General features: G+C 66.1%; 18 protein-coding genes. 7 read left to right on the forward strand and 11 right to left on the reverse strand.

Annotated features, from left to right (window positions below; translation table 11 throughout):
• Positions 1–2: 2 nt before the first annotated feature.
• The gene (locus tag IB268_RS20220) at positions 3–1,703 is read right to left on the reverse strand and encodes an AMP-binding protein (protein ID WP_054457581.1); all 1,701 of its coding nucleotides are present in this window, start codon (positions 1,701–1,703) and stop codon (positions 3–5) included.
• 75 nt (positions 1,704–1,778) lie between these two features.
• Between IB268_RS20220 and IB268_RS20225 the strand changes: the two genes are divergently transcribed.
• On the forward strand, positions 1,779–2,975 hold the full coding sequence (locus IB268_RS20225; RefSeq protein WP_192354713.1) for a M20 aminoacylase family protein: 1,197 nt from the start codon (positions 1,779–1,781) through the stop codon (positions 2,973–2,975).
• A gap of 3 nt (positions 2,976–2,978) precedes the next feature.
• On the opposite strand, the gene IB268_RS20230 is transcribed toward IB268_RS20225, so the two are convergent.
• Entirely contained in the window at positions 2,979–3,872 is an 894-nt protein-coding gene (locus IB268_RS20230; RefSeq protein WP_054457583.1) for a LysR family transcriptional regulator, read from the reverse strand.
• Between the two features lie 120 nt (positions 3,873–3,992).
• Here IB268_RS20230 and IB268_RS20235 point away from each other — a divergent pair, with 120 nt between their 5' ends.
• From IB268_RS20235 to pagP, 4 genes are all read left to right on the forward strand, one after another.
• Positions 3,993–5,078: a YeiH family protein gene (locus IB268_RS20235; protein ID WP_054457584.1), complete on the forward strand. Its 1,086-nt coding sequence runs from the start codon at positions 3,993–3,995 to the stop codon at positions 5,076–5,078.
• A 105-nt stretch (positions 5,079–5,183) separates the two neighbouring features.
• A complete protein-coding gene (locus IB268_RS20240) occupies positions 5,184–5,594 on the forward strand; it encodes an acyl-CoA thioesterase (protein ID WP_054457585.1) in 411 nt (136 codons plus the stop codon).
• Between the two features lie 10 nt (positions 5,595–5,604).
• A complete protein-coding gene (mgtE, locus tag IB268_RS20245) occupies positions 5,605–7,077 on the forward strand; it encodes a magnesium transporter (RefSeq protein ID WP_054457586.1) in 1,473 nt (490 codons plus the stop codon).
• Positions 7,078–7,206: 129 nt separating this feature from the next.
• Positions 7,207–7,761 carry a lipid IV(A) palmitoyltransferase PagP gene (gene pagP / locus IB268_RS20250; RefSeq protein ID WP_054457587.1) on the forward strand — a complete coding sequence of 185 codons (555 nt, stop codon included), beginning with the start codon at positions 7,207–7,209 and terminating at the stop codon, positions 7,759–7,761.
• Between the two features lie 13 nt (positions 7,762–7,774).
• Here pagP and IB268_RS20255 read toward each other — a convergent pair whose 3' ends face one another.
• From IB268_RS20255 to IB268_RS20265, 3 genes are all read right to left on the reverse strand, one after another.
• Positions 7,775–8,386, reverse strand: coding sequence for a gamma-glutamylcyclotransferase (locus IB268_RS20255; RefSeq protein WP_054457588.1), 612 nt, complete (start codon positions 8,384–8,386; stop codon positions 7,775–7,777).
• A 160-nt stretch (positions 8,387–8,546) separates the two neighbouring features.
• Positions 8,547–9,005: an Lrp/AsnC family transcriptional regulator gene (locus IB268_RS20260; RefSeq protein ID WP_042796425.1), complete on the reverse strand. Its 459-nt coding sequence runs from the start codon at positions 9,003–9,005 to the stop codon at positions 8,547–8,549.
• Positions 9,006–9,087: 82 nt separating this feature from the next.
• Positions 9,088–9,870, reverse strand: a complete 783-nt coding sequence (locus IB268_RS20265; protein WP_192353530.1) for an SDR family oxidoreductase — start codon at positions 9,868–9,870, stop codon at positions 9,088–9,090.
• Positions 9,871–10,051: 181 nt separating this feature from the next.
• Between IB268_RS20265 and IB268_RS20270 the strand changes: the two genes are divergently transcribed.
• Positions 10,052–10,594 carry a cysteine dioxygenase family protein gene (locus IB268_RS20270; protein ID WP_192354714.1) on the forward strand — a complete coding sequence of 181 codons (543 nt, stop codon included), beginning with the start codon at positions 10,052–10,054 and terminating at the stop codon, positions 10,592–10,594.
• On the opposite strand, the gene IB268_RS20275 is transcribed toward IB268_RS20270, so the two are convergent.
• The 6 genes from IB268_RS20275 to IB268_RS20300 all read right to left on the reverse strand — a co-directional run bounded on the left by IB268_RS20275 (position 10,575) and on the right by IB268_RS20300 (position 18,899).
• Positions 10,575–12,269: a thiamine pyrophosphate-binding protein gene (locus tag IB268_RS20275; RefSeq protein WP_192354715.1), complete on the reverse strand. Its 1,695-nt coding sequence runs from the start codon at positions 12,267–12,269 to the stop codon at positions 10,575–10,577. The genes IB268_RS20270 and IB268_RS20275 overlap by 20 nt on opposite strands.
• A 62-nt stretch (positions 12,270–12,331) precedes the next feature.
• A complete protein-coding gene (locus IB268_RS20280) occupies positions 12,332–13,318 on the reverse strand; it encodes a tripartite tricarboxylate transporter substrate binding protein (protein ID WP_054457592.1) in 987 nt (328 codons plus the stop codon).
• The gene (locus IB268_RS20285) at positions 13,315–14,070 is read right to left on the reverse strand and encodes a GntR family transcriptional regulator (RefSeq protein ID WP_192354716.1); all 756 of its coding nucleotides are present in this window, start codon (positions 14,068–14,070) and stop codon (positions 13,315–13,317) included. The genes IB268_RS20280 and IB268_RS20285 overlap by 4 nt, the downstream gene beginning before the upstream one ends.
• Before the next feature lie 197 nt (positions 14,071–14,267).
• Positions 14,268–14,987 (reverse strand): VOC family protein, encoded by a 720-nt coding sequence (locus IB268_RS20290; protein ID WP_054457594.1) that lies wholly within the window; start codon positions 14,985–14,987, stop codon positions 14,268–14,270.
• A gap of 13 nt (positions 14,988–15,000) precedes the next feature.
• Positions 15,001–17,736, reverse strand: a complete 2,736-nt coding sequence (secA, locus tag IB268_RS20295) for a preprotein translocase subunit SecA (protein WP_175163958.1) — start codon at positions 17,734–17,736, stop codon at positions 15,001–15,003.
• A 191-nt stretch (positions 17,737–17,927) separates the two neighbouring features.
• The gene (locus IB268_RS20300) at positions 17,928–18,899 is read right to left on the reverse strand and encodes a M23 family metallopeptidase (protein ID WP_192354732.1); all 972 of its coding nucleotides are present in this window, start codon (positions 18,897–18,899) and stop codon (positions 17,928–17,930) included.
• Positions 18,900–19,026: 127 nt separating this feature from the next.
• On the opposite strand from IB268_RS20300, the gene IB268_RS20305 reads away from it, so the two are divergent.
• The gene (locus IB268_RS20305; protein WP_082401228.1) at positions 19,027–19,434 is read left to right on the forward strand and encodes a DciA family protein; all 408 of its coding nucleotides are present in this window, start codon (positions 19,027–19,029) and stop codon (positions 19,432–19,434) included.
• The last annotated feature ends 114 nt before the right edge of the window (positions 19,435–19,548 follow it).

Genomic DNA, 19,548 nt, shown 5'->3' on the forward strand with positions numbered 1-19,548 from the left:
CCCTACGCCGCCTTGCCTGCGGGTACGCCCGCCACTGCGTCGGGACGCAGTTCCCGGCGCAATATCTTGCCCACGTTGCTCTTGGGCAGCTCATCGCGGAACTCCACATAGCGCGGACGCTTGTAGCCCGTGAGCTTTTCCCGGCACCAATCCTGGATCTGCGCCTCGGTCAGCGTCGGATCCCGCCGCACCACGAACACCTTGACGGCTTCGCCCGAATGCTCGTCCGGCACCCCGATCGCCGCGCACTCCAGCACGCCGGGATGCTGGGCCACGGCCGCCTCGACTTCGTTCGGATAGACCTTGAAGCCCGACACCGCAATCATGTCCTTCTTGCGGTCGACGATGCGTGTATAGCCCTGCTCGTCCATGATGCCGATATCGCCCGTGCGGAAATAGCCGTCGGCGGTCATGGAGTGGCGGGTTTCCTCGGGCTTCTGCCAGTATCCCAGCATGACCTGCGGTCCGCGGATGCCCACCTCGCCGCGTTCGCCCAGCGGCACTTCGCGGCCTTCGTCATCGAGGATGGCCACGTCGGTGGATGGCAGCGGCAGGCCGATGGAACCCGAATACGCGGTGGCGTTGGTGGGATTCACGGTCGCCACCGGCGAGGTCTCCGACAGGCCATAGCCTTCGATCAGCGGCCTGCCGGTGATCTTCAGCCAGCGTTCGGCAACCTGCTGCTGGACCGCCATGCCCCCGCCCAAGGTCAGCCGCAAGCCGGAGAAATCCAGGCGCGCGAAGTCTTCGTTGTGGGCCAGCGCGTTAAACAGCGTATTGACGCCGGGGAACACATTGATCGGCACCTTGCGCCATGCGTTGATGAGCGAAGGCTGGTCGCGCGGATTGATGATGAGCACATTGCGCATGCCCGCATGCAGGCCGTACAGCCCGCAAACGGTCATCGCGAACACGTGGTAGAGCGGCAGCGCGCTGATGATGGTGAGCTGCTGGTCCGCGAGGTCGTGCACCACCGGCTGCGCCACCGCTTCCGTCTGCAGCACGTTGGCCACCAGGTTGCGATGGGACAGCATCGCGCCCTTGGGCACGCCGGTGGTGCCGCCGGTGTATTGCAGCACCGCCACGTCGTCCATCGACAGCGCGGGCGGCGCAAAGCGCTGGCGCGCGCCGTCGCGCAGCACATCCGGCAGCATGCGGGCGCCATCGATCTGCCACGCGGGCACGATCTTCTTGACATAGCGCGCGGCCAGGTTGACCAGCGGCGCCTTCAGGCCGCCGAGCAGATCGCCCGGACCGGTCACGACGATATGCTTGAGCTGCCCGCGATCCGTGACGCGCTGCAAGGTGTGCGCAAAATTCTCCAGGATGACGATGGCCGACGCGCCGCTGTCCAGCAATTGGCGCTGCAGCTCTTCGGCGGTGTAGAGCGGATTCACGTTCACCACCACCAGCCCCGCGCGCAGCGTGCCCAGCATGCTGACCAGATAGGCGGGCACGTTGGGCATCATCAGTGCCACGCGCTCGCCCTTGGACAGGCCGACGCTTTGCAGCCAGCTGGCGAACGCCTGCGCGTGCGCATCGAGTTGCGCATAAGTAATGTTGCTGCCCATCGCGGTGCACGCGATGCGCGAGGCGTACTGCTTGCAGGCCCGGTCCAGCAAGTCAGTCAGGGAGGCATAACCGTCTGTCGATATCTCCGCCGGAACCCCCTGCGGATAATGGGCAAGCCACGGACGCGTCATGGTATTTGTCTCCATTAAATTGGTTTTTGATTGATGATACCCTTGTTGCGTTCCCTTTTTTCGCCCGAGAGCCCCATGAAACTGCTCGAACCCATCGTCGCGTGGCATCACGACATTTCCAAGATCCGACGCGACATCCACGCGCATCCCGAACTGGCGTTCGAGGAGTTCCGCACCGCCGATGTGGTGGCGGCGAAGCTTGAAGAATGGGGCATCGAAATCGACCGCGGCCTGGGCGGCACCGGCGTGGTCGGCATCATCCGCGGCAATCTGCCGGGCGACCGCGCCGTCGGCCTGCGCGCCGACATGGACGCGCTGCCCATGCAAGAAGCCAATACCTTCGAGCATGCCAGCACTAACGCCGGCAAGATGCACGCCTGCGGCCACGACGGCCACACGGCCATGCTGCTGGCCGCTGCGCAATATCTGTCGCAGCACCGCGATTTCGCCGGCACGGTCTACGTGATCTTCCAGCCCGCGGAAGAAGGCGGCGGCGGCGCCAAGCGCATGATCGACGACGGCCTGTTCAAGCGCTTCCCCATGGAAGCGGTATTCGGCATGCACAACTGGCCCGGCATGAAAGCCGGCCAGTTCGGCCTGACCGCCGGCCCCATCATGGCTTCCAGCAACGAGTTCTCCATCATCGTGAAGGGCAAGGGCACCCACGCCGGCATGCCCAACCTGGGCATCGATCCCGTCATGGCGGCCGTGCAACTGGCGCAATCGCTGCAGACCATCATCACGCGCAACCGCAATCCGCTGGACGCGGCGGTGCTCAGCATCACGCAGATCCACGCCGGCAGCGCCGACAACGTCGTGCCCAACCACGCCGAATTGCGCGGCACGGTGCGCACCTTCACGCTGGACGTGCTGGACCTGATCGAACGCCGTATGGAAGAGATCGCGCGCCACACCTGCGCAGCGATGGACTGCGAAGTGCAGTTCACGTTCCAGCGCAACTATCCGCCGACCATCAACCACGCGGAGGAAGCCGCGTTCTGCGCCGACGTGCTGCGCGACATCGTGGGCGAGGCCAACGTCAACGATCAAGTGCAGCCCACCATGGGCGCGGAAGACTTCGCCTTCATGCTGCAGGAACTGCCGGGCTGTTATGTGTGGATCGGCAACGGCACCGGCGAACATCGCGACAGCGGCCACGGCCTGGGCCCCTGCATGCTGCACAACGGCAGCTACGACTTCAACGACGAACTGCTGCCGCTGGGCGGCACATACTGGGTCCAGCTGGCGCTCAAGCGCCTGGCCAAGGCCTGACCCTCAAACGCCGTCCGCCGCCCCGACCGCCAGGCACATCGCCAGGAAGCGTTCGGCGGCGCGGGCGGCCGCGTCCGCGTGCGGCACCAGGATGCTCAGAGTCCGCGTCAGCGGCTTGGGCAACAGGCGCAAGGCCGCCAGCGCGCCATCCTCATGGCGCATCGACATGACGGACACGAAGCCCACGCCCAGCCCGGCACGCACTGCCTGCTTCACGCCCTCCACGCCGGCCAGCTCCAGCCCCACGGACGGCGCCAGGCCCGCATCCGCAAACGCACGCTCCACCAGCCGGCGCACGCCCGAACCGGGCTCGCGCATGACCAGCGCTGAAGCCGCCAGATCGCGCAGCGTGACCGCCCCCTTGCCGGCCAGCGCGTGGTCCGCACGCACCACCGCCACCACTTCGTCCTGCCGCCAGGCATGCACGGCCGTGTCGGCGGGCAGTCCTGCGGGCACGTCGCCCTCGATGAACGCCAGGTCCAGGGCCGGCAGGCGCTCGACGATTTCGCGCGTGTTGCCGTCCGACAGGTGCAGGCTGACCGCCGGGAAGGCCAGGCGGAAATCCGCCACCAGGCTGGGCAGCAGGTAGCTGGCGGGGGTGGTGCTGGCGCCCAGGCGCAGATCGCCGGTTTCCAGCCCGCGCCAGGATTCGCGCACCGCCTGGGCCTGCCGGTACACCTGGCGCAGCTGGCGCGCCTGCTCGGCCAGGCGCTCGCCGGCTTCGGTCAGCGCGATGCCGTGGCCGCTGCGGCGGTACAGGGGTTCGCCGAACCATTCCTGCAGCATCCGTAGCTGGCCGGAAACGGCAGGCTGGGACAGGTTTAGCAACTGCGCTGCGCGGCTGATATTGCCGGCGTCGGCCACGGCGGCGAAGGTAAGCAGCTGGTCAGGAGTCATGGTCGCTAAATTATCAGAATTCCTGATATTACATATCTGAAATAAAGATTTTTCAAATAGTAGGCGGGAAATTAATATTTCGTGAAGTTATTTAGATATGCCTCCGCCAAAAGGCCAGCCATGAGTACCTCTTCCAGCACCGCCGTCCCCCTGCCCGCCACCCCGGCTTCGCCCGCCGCCACTCCCGCCGCTACGCCGTGGCGGGACAAACTCAACGGCGTACTGTTCGTCGGCCTGATGGCCGCCGCGGTGATGCAGCTGGCGGACCTGCCCGCGATCCGCCAGTTGGGTTTCTCGCCGCTGGTCGTGGGCATCGTCTGCGGCATGCTCTACGGCAACTTCCTGCGCGGCACCATGCCCGCCGACTGGGGCGCGGGCGTGAACTTCACCGCGCGGCGCCTGCTGCGCATCGCCGTGGCCTTCTACGGCCTGAACATCAGCATCCAGCAGATCGCCGCCGTGGGCCTGCCCGGGCTGGCGGTTTCGGTGGCGGTCGTGGTGGGCACCCTGCTGCTGGGCACCGTGGTGGGCCAGCGCCTGCTGGGCCTGGACCGCGACACCGCCATGCTCACCGCCGCTGGCAGTGCCATCTGCGGCGCCGCCGCCGTGCTGGCCTTCGAGCCCACGCTGCGGGCCGCGCCGCACAAGAGCGCGGTGGCCGTGGCGACCGTAGTGCTGTTCGGCACCTTGTCCATGTTCCTGTACCCGGTGCTCTATCACGCGGGCTGGCTGAACCTCGACACCCAGGCCCTGGGCATCTATATCGGCGGCACCATCCATGAAGTGGCCCAGGTCGTCGGCGCAGCCAGCAATGTCGATCCCGCCACCACCGAAGTCGCCACCATCGTGAAGATGACCCGCGTGGCCCTGCTGGTGCCGGTCCTGCTGATCCTGGGCATGTATCTGCGCAGCGCGGCCTCGCATGCCGGCGGCCAGGGCAAAGGCGCCAAGCTGCCCATTCCCTGGTTCGCGGTGGGATTCCTGGTGCTGGCCATCATCAATTCGCTGAACATCATCCCCGCCGATGCCGTCGCCGCCATCCGCCGCCTGGACGTCTTCGCCCTGACCATGGCCATGACCGCCCTGGGCATCGAAACCCGCTTCGCCCAGATCCGCAAGGCCGGTCCCCGGGTGATGGCGCTGGGCCTGATCCTGTACCTCTGGCTGCTGGTCGGCGGCTACGGCATCGTCAAGCTGGCGGCCTGATCCCCGGCCCGCCGCGCCCAAGGCAGCGGCGGGCTTTGCGCATGCACGCCGCTGTCTCGTTTTTCCTGCATAATCGGCTGGTTCCCTAGCAGTGGAGTCGGCCGCATGACCTCCAGCACCAAAACCCCGTTTACGACTTTGCCCGCCGATCGCGACGCGGTATTGCGCGTCATGCCGATGCCGGCGGACGCGAATATCCACGGGGACGTCTTTGGCGGCTGGATCATGTCCCAGGTCGACATCGCCGGATCCATCCCCGCCGCGCGCCGCGCCGCCGGACGCGTGGCCACCGTGGCGGTCAATGCGTTCCAGTTCAAAGAACCGGTGTTCGTGGGCGACCTGCTCAGTTTCTACGCAGCCATCATCAAGACCGGCACGACGTCGGTCACGGTGTCCGTCGAGGTCTACGCGGAGCGCCAGCGGCTGGACGCCGAGATCGTCAAGGTCACCGAGGCCACGCTGACCTACGTCGCCACCGACGAAGCCCGCCGCCGCCGTCCCCTCCCCACTCTTTGAGCCGTAACGCATGACGCAGTCCGCCGCCGCGCAGAAACCGCCCGCGACGCCCCGCCGCCTCGACCCGGAAGACGCCCAACACGCCCTGGCGGAAGTGCAGGAACGCCTGCGCCGCCAGCAACTGGTTGCCGACCTGGTGCATCGCCAGGAGGAAGGCGACTCCAAGGCCTCGCTGGTCGAGGACCTGGTGCACCGCCAGCACGAGGCCGAACTCAAGACCCTGCTGGACGGATTGCATCCGGCCGACATCGCTTTCATCCTGGAGTCGCTGCCCAAGGACGAACGGCAAGCCATCTGGAAGCTGGTCAGCCCCGAGCACGACGCGGACGTGCTGCTGGAAGTCGAAGACTGGGTGCGGGAATCGCTGATCGAGGCGATGGACCGCCAGGACCTGGTTGCCGCCACCGGCAACATGGACGCCGACGAGCTGGCCGACCTGGCGCCCGACCTGCCGCCCGACGTGGTGGCCGAAGTCCAGAAGGGCCTGACCGAAGAGGAACGCGCACAGCTGCTGGAAGCCATGGGCTATCCGGAAGACAGCGTGGGCGCGATCATGGACTTCGAGATGGTCCGGGTGCGCGAAGACGTCACCCTGGAAGTGGTGCTGCGCTACCTGCGCCGGCTGCACGAACTGCCCGACCACACCGACCAGATCTTCGTGGTGGACCGCCAGGACAAGCTGCAGGGCATCCTGCCGCTGTCCAAGCTGCTGGTCAGCGAGCCCGAAACCGAAGTGCGCGCCGTCATGAACTCGGACTTCCTGACGCTCAACCCCCTGGACTCCGATGCTGACGCCGCCGGCGCCTTCGAACGCTACGACCTGGTCTCCGCGCCCGTCATGGACGACCAGGGCCGCCTGATCGGCCGCGTGACCATCGCCGACGTGGTGGACGTGATGCGCGAAGACTCGCAGGAGCAGGCGCTGTCGCGCGCCGGTCTGCAGGAAGAGGATATCTTCGCGCCGGTGTCCACCGCCCTGCGCAACCGCGCCCCCTGGCTGCTGTTCAACCTCTGTACCGCCGCCACGGCATCCTTCGTGGCCTCCCAGTTCGAAGGCACGGTCAGCCAGATCGTCATTTTGGCGTTCCTGATGTCCATCGTGGCCGGCATCGGCGGCAACTCTGGCAACCAGACCATGACTCTGATCATCCGGGCCCTGGCCATGGGGCGGATCACGGGCCGCAACCTGTGGCAGCTGGTCAAGCGCGAACTCTTCGTCACCCTGATGGTGGGCCTGTGCGGCAGCCTGGTGGCGGCCCTGTTCGCCTGGGTCATCTCGCACTCGGTGTCGATCGCGCTGGTGATGATGGCCGCCATGGTCTGCAACATGCTGGTCGGCGCGTCGGTCGGCGTGCTGGTGCCGATGGTGCGCGCCCGCTTCGGCAAGGATCCTGCGATGGGTTCTTCCGTGCTCCTGACCTTCGCCACCGATTCGCTGGGCTTCTTCATCTTTCTGGGCCTGGCCACGATTTTCCTGCTGTAGTTCGCATACAACAGCAGGAAAAATCCGCTTCCCTCTGGCGACGCCCGCTTGACAGCTAGCTGACAGGGTGAAAGACGACTGTTCCATTACAGTAATGGGATTGTCATCTCCCCCTTTTCAGCGCCCACAATGACCGCAAGATTCCGGGCGGCAATCCTTTGCCTGCTGCTCGCCACCTTCGCCGCCACCGCCCAAGCCTGTGACAGCATGCCCTCATGGGCCAAGTCCGCCTGCAACCGCCTGGACCAGATCTGGACCGAAGGCGGCAATGACCTGTACTTCACCGGTTATTCCTGGCACAACCGGGCCACCTACAGCAAAGAGAAGATCGACAGCTTCAACGAACTGGCCTGGGGCGGCGGCTACGGCCGCAGCATCTACGACGAAGATGGCGACTGGCAAGGCCTGTACGCCATGGCCTTCCTGGATTCGCACAGCAAGATCGAGCCCATCGCGGGCTACGGCTTCCTGAAGATCGGACGCGTCAGCGAAAACGTCCGTCTGGGCGCGGGCTACACCGTCTTCCTGACGGCGCGCCACGACATCATGAGCTATGTGCCGTTTCCCGGCATCCTGCCGCTGGTGAGCGCCAGCTATAAGGACACGATGCTCTACGCGACCTACATCCCTGGGTCAGCTGGCGCGGGCAACGTGCTGTTCATGTTCGGCCGCTGGCACTTCTGACGCACCCCAGGCCTCAGAAGACCTGCCCCAGCCTGCGCACCAGATCGCCCAGGCGCCAATCGTCGATGCCATGCGCGCGCAAGGCTCTCTCGGTTTCCACGACATAGTCCAGGCACGGCCCCGAATGCCCCACGGCATTGCGCACCGACGCCAGCAGACGGTCGTCGCTCAGGCCGGCCGCGTATTCCTGGCAGGCCCGGTTCAGCAGGAACACCAGCCCGCGCACCGGCGCGGCTTCGGTATGGCAGGTGAGCCAGCGCGGCGTGTAGGCGCCAGTGACCATTTCCCGGCGCCACAGCGCCTGGAACACCGCAGGCACGTCGCAGGCGGCAATCTGGAAGGCGACGCCGCGGCAGCAGCCGCCGCGGTCCAGGCCAAACACCAGGCCAGGATTGTCGGGCGAGCCGCGATGGTCGTGCGACCACAGGCACAGGGACCGGTGATAGCCGCGCACAGTCGCCAACCGCCGTTCGCGCCAGGTGAAACCGGGATGCCATATCAGGGAGCCGTAGGCGAACACCCACAGGTCGTCGACGCCGTTCCAGCCGCCCAGCAGGTCATCCACCGAAAGCGCGCGCCGCGAATTTTCCGTACCGGCGCAGCCGGCGGGTACTGCCAACGACATAGGGTCCTCTGATATCCCGATTTGTCCCATGATGGGAGTGGGGAATATCCTACGCCGTAGCCCGCGCAAAAGAATTGCGTGATGGGGGCCGGCCGGCAGGCCGAATGGAATTTGCATCCCCGCCGCCCCCTGCCATGGAAAAAAAATTGCGCGCGGCCGCCTACACCGCGTCCAGCGGCAATTCCGTGGTGCTTTTGATGACTTCCATCGAGAAGCTGGCGCTGACGTCCAGCAGGTCCACGGCGGCGATCAGACGCCGGTAGAAGCGGTCATAGGCCGCCATGTCCTCGACCACGACTTTGAGCAGGTAATCGACGTCGCCCGCCATGCGGTGGAACTCCACCACGTTGGGCAAGGCCATCACGGCATTGATCAGGCTCTGCGTCCATTTCTCGTTGTGCTGGCTGGTCTTGATGGAGACGAAGACCGTCAGGTTCAGGCCCAGCGCGCAGGGATCCAGCAAGATGGCGTTGCGGGCGATGACGCCGTCATCCTTCAGCTTCTGGATGCGGCGCCAGCAAGGGGTGACGGACAGATGCACCTGCTCGGCAATCTCGGCGACCGAACAGGTGGCGTCCTTCTGCAGCAAGGCCAGTATCTTGATGTCCGTCTGGTCCATGGGTTTCCTTGGCTGGATCGGCCCCAATGTTGCCTGTTCCGCCTGCCCGCGTCCAGCCTGCGCCCTCCCGGGGCGCCGGACTTCAGTAGGTCCCGGGGTAGCCGCCGCCGTCGATCAGGATGTTCTGGGCGGTCATGTAGCCGGCCTGCGCGGAACAGACATAGGCGCACAGGGCGCCCAGCTCCTCGGGCTGGCCATAGCGGCCAGCCGGGTTGGCGCGTCCGCGCTCGTCCCAGAGCTGTTCGAAGCTCTTCCCGCCGGATTGCTCCAGCATGCCTTGTATGTGCCTGACCTGCGCATCCGTGGCGAAGGCGCCAGGCAGCAGGTTGTTGATGGTGACGTTGTGGCGCACGGTCTGCCGCGCCAGACCGCTGACGAAGCCGATCAGGCCCGAACGCGCGCCGTTGGACAGGCCCAGCTCGGCGTGCGGCGCCTTCACACTGCGCGAGACAATGTTCACGATGCGCCCGAAGCGCCGTTCCATCATCCCGTCCACGACCCGCCGGATCATGTCGATGGGCCCCAGCATCATGCTGTCCAGCGCGGCGATCCAGTCGTCGTGGCTCCAGTTGCGGAAATCGCCCGGCAGCGGGCCGTCCGCATTGTTGACCAGGATGTCCGGATGGGGACAGGCGGCCATGGCCGCATCCCGCCCCTGCGCCTGCGTCAGGTCGGCCGACACCCAGCCGACTCCTATCCCGGTCTCATGCGATATCTCGGCCGCGGCCTGCTCCAGCGTGGCCGGGTTACGTGCGGCGATCGTCACCGCCACGCCCTCGCGCGCCAGTTGCAGGGCACAGGCCCGGCCCATGCCGCGGCTGCCGCCGAATACCAGTGCCGTCTTGCCGCTGATCCCCAGATCCATGCCTGACTCCCCTGTCATTGCGCTGCCCGGCGCAGCTTTGCGCCAACGCGGACCAGTATAGGAGCGCGCAGCTGCCGGGCGGAATGGAATTTTTTTCCAATCTGCGGCCCTGGCGCGCCGAATTTGGCAAAGGCATTCCAGCGCAAGCTCCTACCATGGAAGCTCTGCCCGGAGGCCTGCCATGTCTTCCATCCAACTCGCCGGCGGCGACCTGCAATCGCTCTGCGCATCGGTGCAGTCCGCCCAATTGAACGCCGCGCGCGCCCTGCTGCGCGACCTGGTCGCCAGCGTCGCCAACGCCGGCGACATGCTGCAGAACCTGCCCGCGGAACTCCGCGGTGGACGGGCCGAGTCCTACACCCGCCATATCGCCTACGCCGACCCGCATGGCGCCTTTACGATGGCCTACCTTATCTGGCGTCCGGGACAGTTCAGCCCGGTGCATGGCCACAAGACCTGGTGCACCTACCAGGTGCTACAGGGCGAACTCACCGAAACCCACTACCGCTGGGATCAGGAATCCGCCATCGCCCAGGCCTGCGGCACGGTGATCCGCCGCCCTGGCGACATCGTCACCGCGACGCAAGGCCTGCGCCAGATCCACCGCCTGGGCAATGCCGGCCCGGACATCGCCGTATCGCTGCACATCTACGGCGTGGCCCGGGACGACCTGTGCACCGGCGTCAACCACCTGGTCGACAGCGTCAACCCATCCACTGGCTGACCGGCGCGGCCGCGTCCTGCAAGGGCTGCGCCACCACGTCGATCAGCGCCGGGCCGTCATGCTCCATCGCGACCTTGATGGCGGCATCCAGCTTGGACGGATCCTCGACTCGCCAGGCCTTCACGCCATAAGCCTCGGCGATGCGGGCATGGTCGGTGCGGTTGAAGTCCACGCTGTAGTAGCGCTTGTCGTAGCCCGCCTTCTGGCTGGCCTTGATCCAGCCATAGACGGAGTTCGAGAACACCACCATCAGCAGCGGCGCCTTGTGCCGCACGATGGTTTCCAGTTCGCCCACCGTGAAGCCGAAGCTGCCGTCGCCCATCACCGACACGCACTTGGACTGCGGCCGGCCCACCCAGGCGCCCAGGGCGGCCGACATGGAGAAGCCCAGCGCACCGTGGGCGCGGTTGGTGATGAAGTGCCGGCCGGGGCGCGACACGTCGTAATAGGCGGAAAAATACGGGCAAGGCGTGCCGGGGTCGGCGCAGACCACCGCGTCGTCGGGCAGCAGGCGGTTCAAGGACTGCACCACGCGCTCGGGGCGGATGGGCGCGTCCAGGCTGTGGGCCAGCGGCGCCAGCTGCGCGCGGCGCGCCTCCTTGGCGCGGCCGGCCAGCACCGCGCCGTCGGCGGCGTCGGACGGACGGTGCGCCAGGTGCGCCGCCACCTCCACGCCCAGGGCTTCCAGCGCCAGCTTGGCGTCGCCCACCATGCCGACCTCGGTCAGGTAATTGGCGCCGATCACCATGGGATCGATGTCGATGTGCAGGATGGGCACGTCGCGGTTGGGGAAGCGCCAGTGCTCGGTCGAGGTGGAGCCCGCGCGGCAGCCGACGAACAGCACCACGTCGGCCGCGGCCACCACGTCGCGCGTCGCCATCACGCCGCCGTTGGAGCCGACCACGCCCGCATTCAGGGGATGGGTGTCGGCCAGGCTACCCTGCCCGCTCACGGTCACGCAGACCGCGGCCTTGAGCGATTCAGCCAGCTCCTGCAAGGCGCCGCTGGCGCCGGCGATGACCACGCCGCCGCCGCAGATGATCACCGGCGCCCGCGCGCTGACCAGCCGCTGCGCGGCGCGCGCGACGTCCAGGGGATCCGGCGCGTAGCGCATGGACGGGAAACGCCCGTGCTCGGGCTGGGCCCAGACATCGGACGCGTCCACCTGCTGCTTCATCACGTCGTACGGAAAGCACAGATGGGCCGCGCCAGGCTTGCCGGTGGTCAGGGCGCGGAAGGCCGCGCGCACCATGCCGGGAATCTGGTCCGCGCGGTCGATGGTACGGTTCCACTTGGTCAGTGGACGGTACAAGGCTTCCTGGTCCAGCTCGGTCAGCGGGTACTTGCCGCGCGAGCCCACCGCCACGTCCGAGGTGATGCCAAGGACCGGAATGGACGATTCGTTGGCCTCCACCAGCCCGGGCAGCAGATAGGTCGCGCCGCCGCCGCTGGGGCCTTCGCACACGCCGACCTTGCCGGTCACGCGGGCATAGGCATCCGCCATGTAGCCGGCGCTGCGCTCGTCGCGCGTCAGGATGTGCTGCATGCCGTGGTCCAGACGGTACAGCGCGTCGTAGAACGGCAGGCTGGTGTCGCCGCACAGGCCGAATATGTGCTTGACGCCGTTGTGCTGCAGCATGCGCACCATGGCTTCGGCGCCGGTCATGTTTTCCATGTCATCTCCACTTGTGTTGCACGCGTCGCGGCCGGGCGCCTCAGCGCCAGGCCGCGAGCCGTTCAGTTGTCCAGATTGATGTTGCTGCTCTTGATGAAGGCGCTCCACCGGTCATATTCCGACTTCACGTAGGCATCCAGCGCCGGGCCGTCGGAGGCCACGATCTCAAAGCCCGCGTCGGTCACTTTCTTGCGGATTTCCGGGTCGGCCAGTACGGCCTTGAAGTCGGCCGTCAGCTTTTTGACGGTCGCTTCCGGCGTGCCCTTGGGCGCGAACATGCCGCTCCAGGAATAGGCGACAAAGCCGGGGAAGCCGGATTCCGCCACGGTCGGCACGTTGGGCAGATCCGGCAGGCGCTTGTCGCCCGCCACCGCCAGCGGCTTGATCTTGCCGGCCTGGATCTGGCCGCGCAGCGCCGCGAAGCTCAGCCAGGTCATGCTAGCCTGGCCGCCCACCACCGCCTGGATGGCCGGTCCGCCGCCGCCGTACGGCACGTGCAGCAGCTCCACCTTCGACAGGCGCTTGAGCTCTTCGGGCGCCAGATGGTTCAGCGAGCCCACGCCGGTGGATGCGTAGTTGAACTTGTTGGGCGGCTGCTTGGCTGCCGCGGCCAGGAACTCCTTCAGGTTGTCCCCCGGCACGCCGGGATTGGCGCCCAGCACCAGCGGGAAACGCACCGTCTGCGAAATGGCGACGAAGTCCTTGAACGTGTCGTAGGGCAGCTTGGGTTTCACGGCGGGGTTGATGCCGTGGTTGTCGAAGCTGACCAGCAGCGTGTTGCCGTCGGGTTCGGCGCGCGCCACAAAAGCCGTGGCGATCTGGCTGGCCGCCCCCGGCCGGTTCTCGACCACGACCGCGCGGCCGCCCAATTGCTGAGACAGGCGCGGCTGCAGGATGCGCGCCAGGATGTCGGTGCTGCCTCCGGGCGGATACGGCACAACCAGCACCAGCGGCCGTTCTTCGGCGGCGGCCGGCGCGGCAACGAAGGCTCCCGCCGTGGCGGACAGCATGCATAGCGCAGCCAGTCCGCGCTTTATCCCGTGATTCATAGCTTTTCCCCTGCTTGTATGGTGTTGGCCGGCGCTGCCGTGGCGGGTTCGGCCTGGTCCCGCATGTAAATCGTGGAAAAACCCGTACGTATGACGTCGGTGATCTGGTCCAGGCGGCGGCCGATATGCGCGCTCATCAGTCCCGGCAAAGCGTCGATGTCACGCCGCTCCAGCGCCTCGACGATGCGCAGATGCTCGCCCTGGGTATGACTGCGGCGCCCTTGCAGCATGTCGATCCAGCGCACGAAATGGATGCGGGCGTTGACGCTTTCCAGCGCGCGCACGAACTCCTCGTTGCGCGAATAGCGCGCCAGCGTCAGGTGAAAGGCCTCATCGAGTTCCAGCAGGCGGGTGGCGTCGCTGTCCTCGGGCACGTCGCGCGAACGCTCGACGAATTCCCGCAGGCTTGCCAGCTCCTGGTCGGTGGCGCGCTCGCAGGCCGCGCGCACGATGCCCGCCTCCAACACTGCGCGGTATTCGTAAAGGCTGTGGATCTGCTTGGCGTCGAGCAGGCGGGCGATGAAGCCCCGATTGACCGAGCGGGTCAGGAAACCTTCGACCATCAGCTGGTTCAGCACCTCGCGCAGCGGCGTGCGGCTGACGTTCAGCCTGCGGGCCAGCTCGACCTCGTTGATGCGCTCACCTGGCTTGAATTCGAAGCGCACGGCCATCGCCTTGACCGCGCCATACAGCTCGGCCTGTGCTTCCTTGGTGCGCGCTGCAGGCCGGATTGCGACTGAGGGTTGCGTCATGCCGGATCACCTGGTCGGTTGGATCGTCGGGAATGAACTGCATACTAAAGTGCATACACTTTACCCAACAACCCCGGGTTTCCCCGGAAGCGGGCTCTTGCCAGCCGCGCTCACCATACTTTTCGGGACAAAAAAAGCCCGCAACGCGGACGTTGCGGGCGATTTTGTCCTTGTCAGCGGCATCTGCCGCCTGGCGCTTACAGGCCGGTATCCAGCGTGTAATGCGCGCCGTCCTTGTTTTCCAGAGTCAGCGTCGACAGCGTAGGCCCCGCCGCTGCGGCATCCTGGCTCACATGGATGCGCAGGTTGGCCAGCGGCACATCCCAGCCACCGCTGGCGGCTTCGGCCTGCACGCCGGCCACCAGCGCCAGGCGCTCGGCGACCGCGCGCGCATCGGGCGCGCGGGCATCGATGCGCAGCAAGCTGCGCGCGCCGTTGGGATGCGCCATGAGTTCGGGCGACCACACGCATTCGGGCGTCAGATGGCGACAGAAATACATGCGGATGCCGGGCAAGGGCTGCTCGGCGAAACGCACGGTGTGGAAACGGGCCTGGACTTCCTGGCCGTCCAGCATGGCGGGGCGGCTCAGTTCCTGGACGGGATTGACGGCAAAACCTGCCGCCAGCAGGCGCTCGCGGGTGGCTTCGGCGTCATGGGTGCGGAACACCAGCGCCTCCAGCCCGAACGGGGAATCAGCGATTTCCTTGCGCGCGGGCGGCGCGCCGGGCGGCCAGCCCAGCAATTCGACGTACGTGCCTTCCAGCACGATCAAGCGGTTGCACGACCCCAGGTTGTGCACCGCCTTGTCGCTCAGATGAAAACCCTGGCGTTCGAAATGCGGGGCCAGCGCATCCAGCCGGTCGCGCACCATAACCACGGCATGGTCGAATTCTGTGCGGCCGACGGAATGCAGCATCATGGCTCCTGGATCAGACGAGCTTGCCGTGGCACTGCTTGTACTTCTTGCCGCTGCCGCAAGGGCACGGGTCGTTGCGGCCGACCTTGGGCAAGGCATTGCGCACGGGCTGCGCACCGCTTTCCGGTTCAGACTGGGCCAGCGCTTCGTCGTAGTCGGAATGGTGGTATTGCACGTTCTGCACGTGCGGCTGCGCCGCTTCGGCTTCGGCCTGTTCGACCTGCTCCTGCGACTGCACGCGCACCGTCATCAGCACCCGGACCACGTCGTCGCGGATGCGATCCAGCATGCCCGAGAACAGCTCGAAGGCTTCGCGCTTGTATTCCTGCTTGGGGTTCTTCTGCGCATAACCGCGCAGATGGATGCCCTGGCGCAGGTAGTCCAGCGCCGACAGGTGTTCGCGCCAGTGCGTGTCGATCGCCTGCAGCATGATCGAACGCTCGAACTGCGACCACGATTCCGTGCCCACCTGGTCGACCTTGGCCTGATAGGCCTCGCGCGCGGCGCTCACCACGCGTTCGCGCAGGTCGTCGTCGGTCAGGTTGGTTTCCTTTTCCAGCATTTCCGTCAGCGGCAGCTGCACATGCCAGTCAGCCTCCAGCGCCTTCTGCAGCGCCGGCACATCCCACTGTTCTTCCACCGATTCCGGCGGCACGTAGGTGTTGAACATCTCGGTCACGGCGGCGTCGCGCAGGTTCTGCACGGTGGCGCCCACGCTGGCGGCTTCCAACACGTCATTGCGCTGCGAATACAGCACCTTGCGCTGGTCGTTGGCGACGTCGTCGTATTCCAGCAATTGCTTGCGGATGTCGAAGTTGCGGCCTTCCACCTTGCGTTGCGCGGTCTCGATCGAACGCGTCACCATGCCGGCCTCGATGGGTTCGCCCTCGGGCAGCTTCAGGCGTTCCATGATGGCGCGCACGCGGTCGCCCGCGAAGATGCGCATCAGCGAGTCTTCCAGCGACAGGTAGAAGCGCGACGAGCCCGGATCGCCCTGGCGGCCCGCACGGCCGCGCAACTGGTTGTCGATACGGCGCGATTCGTGGCGTTCGGTGCCGATGATGCGCAGGCCGCCAGCGGCCTTGACCTGCTCGTTCAGCGGCTTCCATTCGGCACGTACCTTTTCGATGCGGGCGTTCTTTTCGGCATCGGACAGCGATTCGTCGGCGCGGATCAGATCGACCTGCTTGTCGACGCTGCCGCCCAGCACGATGTCGGTGCCGCGGCCCGCCATGTTGGTGGCGATGGTGATGTGGCCAGGCTTGCCGGCCTCGGCGACGATCTCGGCTTCACGGGCGTGCTGCTTGGCGTTCAGCACTTCGTGCGGCAGCTTGGCTTTCTTCAGCAGGCCCGACAGCAGCTCGGAGTTCTCGATGCTGGTGGTACCCACCAGCACCGGCTGGCCGCGTTCGTGGCAGTCGCGGATGTCTTCGAGGATGGCGTTGTACTTTTCGCCGTCGGTCTTGAAGACCTGGTCGTTCTGGTCCTTGCGGACCATGGGCTTGTTGGTCGGGATGATGACCGTTTCGAGCCCGTAGATTTCCTGGAATTCGTAGGCTTCCGTGTCGGCTGTGCCGGTCATGCCGGACAGCTTTTCGTACATGCGGAAGTAATTCTGGAACGTGATCGACGCCAGCGTCTGGTTCTCGTGCTGGATCTTCACGCCTTCCTTGGCCTCGACCGCCTGGTGCAGGCCGTCGGACCAGCGGCGGCCCACCATCAGGCGGCCGGTGAATTCGTCGACGATGACCACTTCGCCGTCCTGCACCACGTACTGCTGGTCGCGGAAGAACAGCGTGTTGGCGCGCAGCGCCACCATCAGGTGGTGCATCAGCGCGATATGGCGCGGGTCGTACAGCGATTCGCCTTCCGGCAGGATGCCCAGGCGCGACAGGATGCCTTCGGCGTTTTCGTGCCCGGCTTCGGACAGGTAGACCTGCTGGCTCTTTTCGTCGACCCAGTAGTCGCCTTCGGGTTCCGGCTCCTGCGGCTTCGGCTCATGCGCCATGCGCTTGAGCAGCGGCGGCACCGCGTTCATGCGGACGTAGAGTTCGGTATGGTCTTCGGCCTGGCCGGAGATGATCAGCGGGGTACGGGCTTCGTCGATCAGGATCGAGTCCACTTCGTCGACGATGGCGTAGAACAGGCCGCGCTGGCGACGGTCTTCAACACGGTATTCCATGTTGTCGCGCAGGTAGTCGAAGCCGAACTCGTTATTGGTGCCGTAGGTGATGTCGGCCTGGTAGGCCGCCTTCTTTTCCTCGTTGGGCTGCTGCGGCACCACCACGCCCGTGCTCAGGCCCAGGAAGTGGTACAGGCGCCCCATCCATTCGGCGTCGCGGCGCGCCAGGTAGTCGTTCACCGTGACCACGTGCACGCCCTTGCCGGCGATCGCGTTCAGGTAGACCGGCAGCGTTGCCATCAGGGTCTTGCCTTCGCCCGTGCGCATTTCGGCGATCTTGCCGCTGTGCAGGGCGATGCCGCCCAGCATCTGCACGTCGAAGTGGCGCATGCCGAACACCCGCTTGCCGGCTTCGCGAACAACCGCGAAGGCTTCGGGCAGCAGATCGTCCAGGGACGTACCCTGGGCGTGACGGGACCGGAATTCCTCGGTTTTGGCCGCCAGCTCCGCGTCGGAAAGCGCGGAGATCTTGGGTTCGAGCCCATTGATCTGGGTTACCAGCTTGCGATACTGCTTAAGCAGCCGGTCGTTGCGGCTGCCTATGAGTTTTTTGAGCAGAGAAACCATGCGTATGTCGGCCGCACGAGCCACGCCGCGCCCACGAAAGGCCGGAGCAGCGTCACCCGTGACTTGATGTTATTGGTTGAGCGGGGGTCCGCTGGAAAACGAACCAGTTTAACGCACATGGAGCGCAATAGCCTGAACCTATGGCCAGGGTAGCGCTGCCGGCCGGTTTGACCGGCGCGGGCCGCCCAGGTTCACTGGGCGGCGTGGGCCACCGTGGAAGGCGGTGCGGTCTGGTGCGGCCCCAGGAACAGGCGCGGGTCCAGCGGCTGTCCCGCCAGACGGACTTCGAAGTGCAAATGCGGCCCCGTGGAACGGCCGGAGCTGCCCACGCGGGCCACTTGCTGGCCGCGTTCGACGAGCTGCCCCTGCTTCACCATCAGGGAGGAAGCGTGGGCGTAGCGGGTGATCAGGCCGTCGCCATGATCGATCTCGACCATGTTGCCGTAGCCCGGCTGGAACTTGGACTCCAGCACCACGCCACCCGAGGCCGCCAGGATGGGCGTACCCGGAGGCGCGGCGAAATCCAGGCCTTCGTGCATGGCGCTGCGGCCGGTCACGGGGTTGCGGCGCCAGCCATACGACGAACTGAGGTAGGGATAATCGGTGATCGGCATCGCGGTCGGCATGCGCGCCTGGTCCGCCGACCGCTTGGTCAGCGCCGCGTCCAGCAGTTTCAGATTGTCGGACTGCTGGGCCAGCCTGGCCTGGATCTCGTCGAGCTGGCGGCCCAGCGCCTCGGCCGAGGCCGCGCTGGGCGGCGGGTGGTCGGTGAACAGGTCGTCCATGACCTGGGTGGCTTCGGGCTGGGTCAGCGCCTCGGGTTGCGCCACGGCCAGCTGCTTGGCCAATTCGGGGTCGGTATAGGCCACGCCGGCCACCTTGGCCACGCGCTGACCCAAGCCGTCGATGCTCACCAGCTTGGCCTGCAACGCACCGACCTTGGCGGCCAGCAGATTCATGTTGCCCCGCAGGAAATCGGCATCGCGCCCGGATTGGCCCGCCAGGGGCCAGCCCACGGCATGTACGGCCGGCAGGATCGGAGTAAGGTATCGTTGTAATGCGGCGCCAAAGATGGCGGCCGTGATCAAGGCGCCCCCCAGAAACAGCGCGAGGCGCGCGCCGCCCAGGGTGAAATGCCCGTCCTGCCCGTCGCGGGCGTGCATAATCACGATTTTCAAGGTTTGCTTCCTAATTCTTAGAGCCGGGATGAATAGACCCACTTCATACCGTCAACGTTCCAGTTCCAGCCGGCGGAAAGAAGATACCGCCCTGGGATGGCTGGGTCATGACATGCGGGGCGCCGGAGTTCTGGCGACCGCCCGCAAGCACCTGCAAATTCAGTACGCGGTGGCGGCGGTTCTGCCCGCCCCGCTGGGCGCCGTATGCCAGGTGGGCAAGCTGGAAAACCAGTGCCTCCACCTGGTGGTGCCGAGTGCCGCGCATGCGGCCAAGATGCGTCAATTGGCACCGCGCATCGCGCGGTCCCTGGCAGACCAAGGCTGGAACCTTAACGAAATCGCCGTCAAGGTACAAGCGGGTTTGCCCAAGCCCGGCGCCCGTCAGCCGCGCCCTCCCAAAGAGGCGCAACCGCTGGGCAATACCGCCCTGGGCGCGTTCGAGACACTGCACGGCAACCTGCGGCCCGGTCCTCTGGCCGACGCGGTCGCCAAGCTCTTGAAGCATCACAAGAGTAGCTGAAGCCGGCAGGGTTGTCCTTGATCCGGCGCACCCGGAAACGAAGCGAAACCAAGTTCTCGGACGGATCGATACTATGGTTTGCCGCCGGTTTGCGCCTTAAGCGCTAGGGGATGA

It is taken from the genome of Achromobacter sp. ACM01 (assembly GCF_014851745.1).
GTDB lineage: Bacteria > Pseudomonadota > Gammaproteobacteria > Burkholderiales > Burkholderiaceae_B > Achromobacter > Achromobacter aegrifaciens.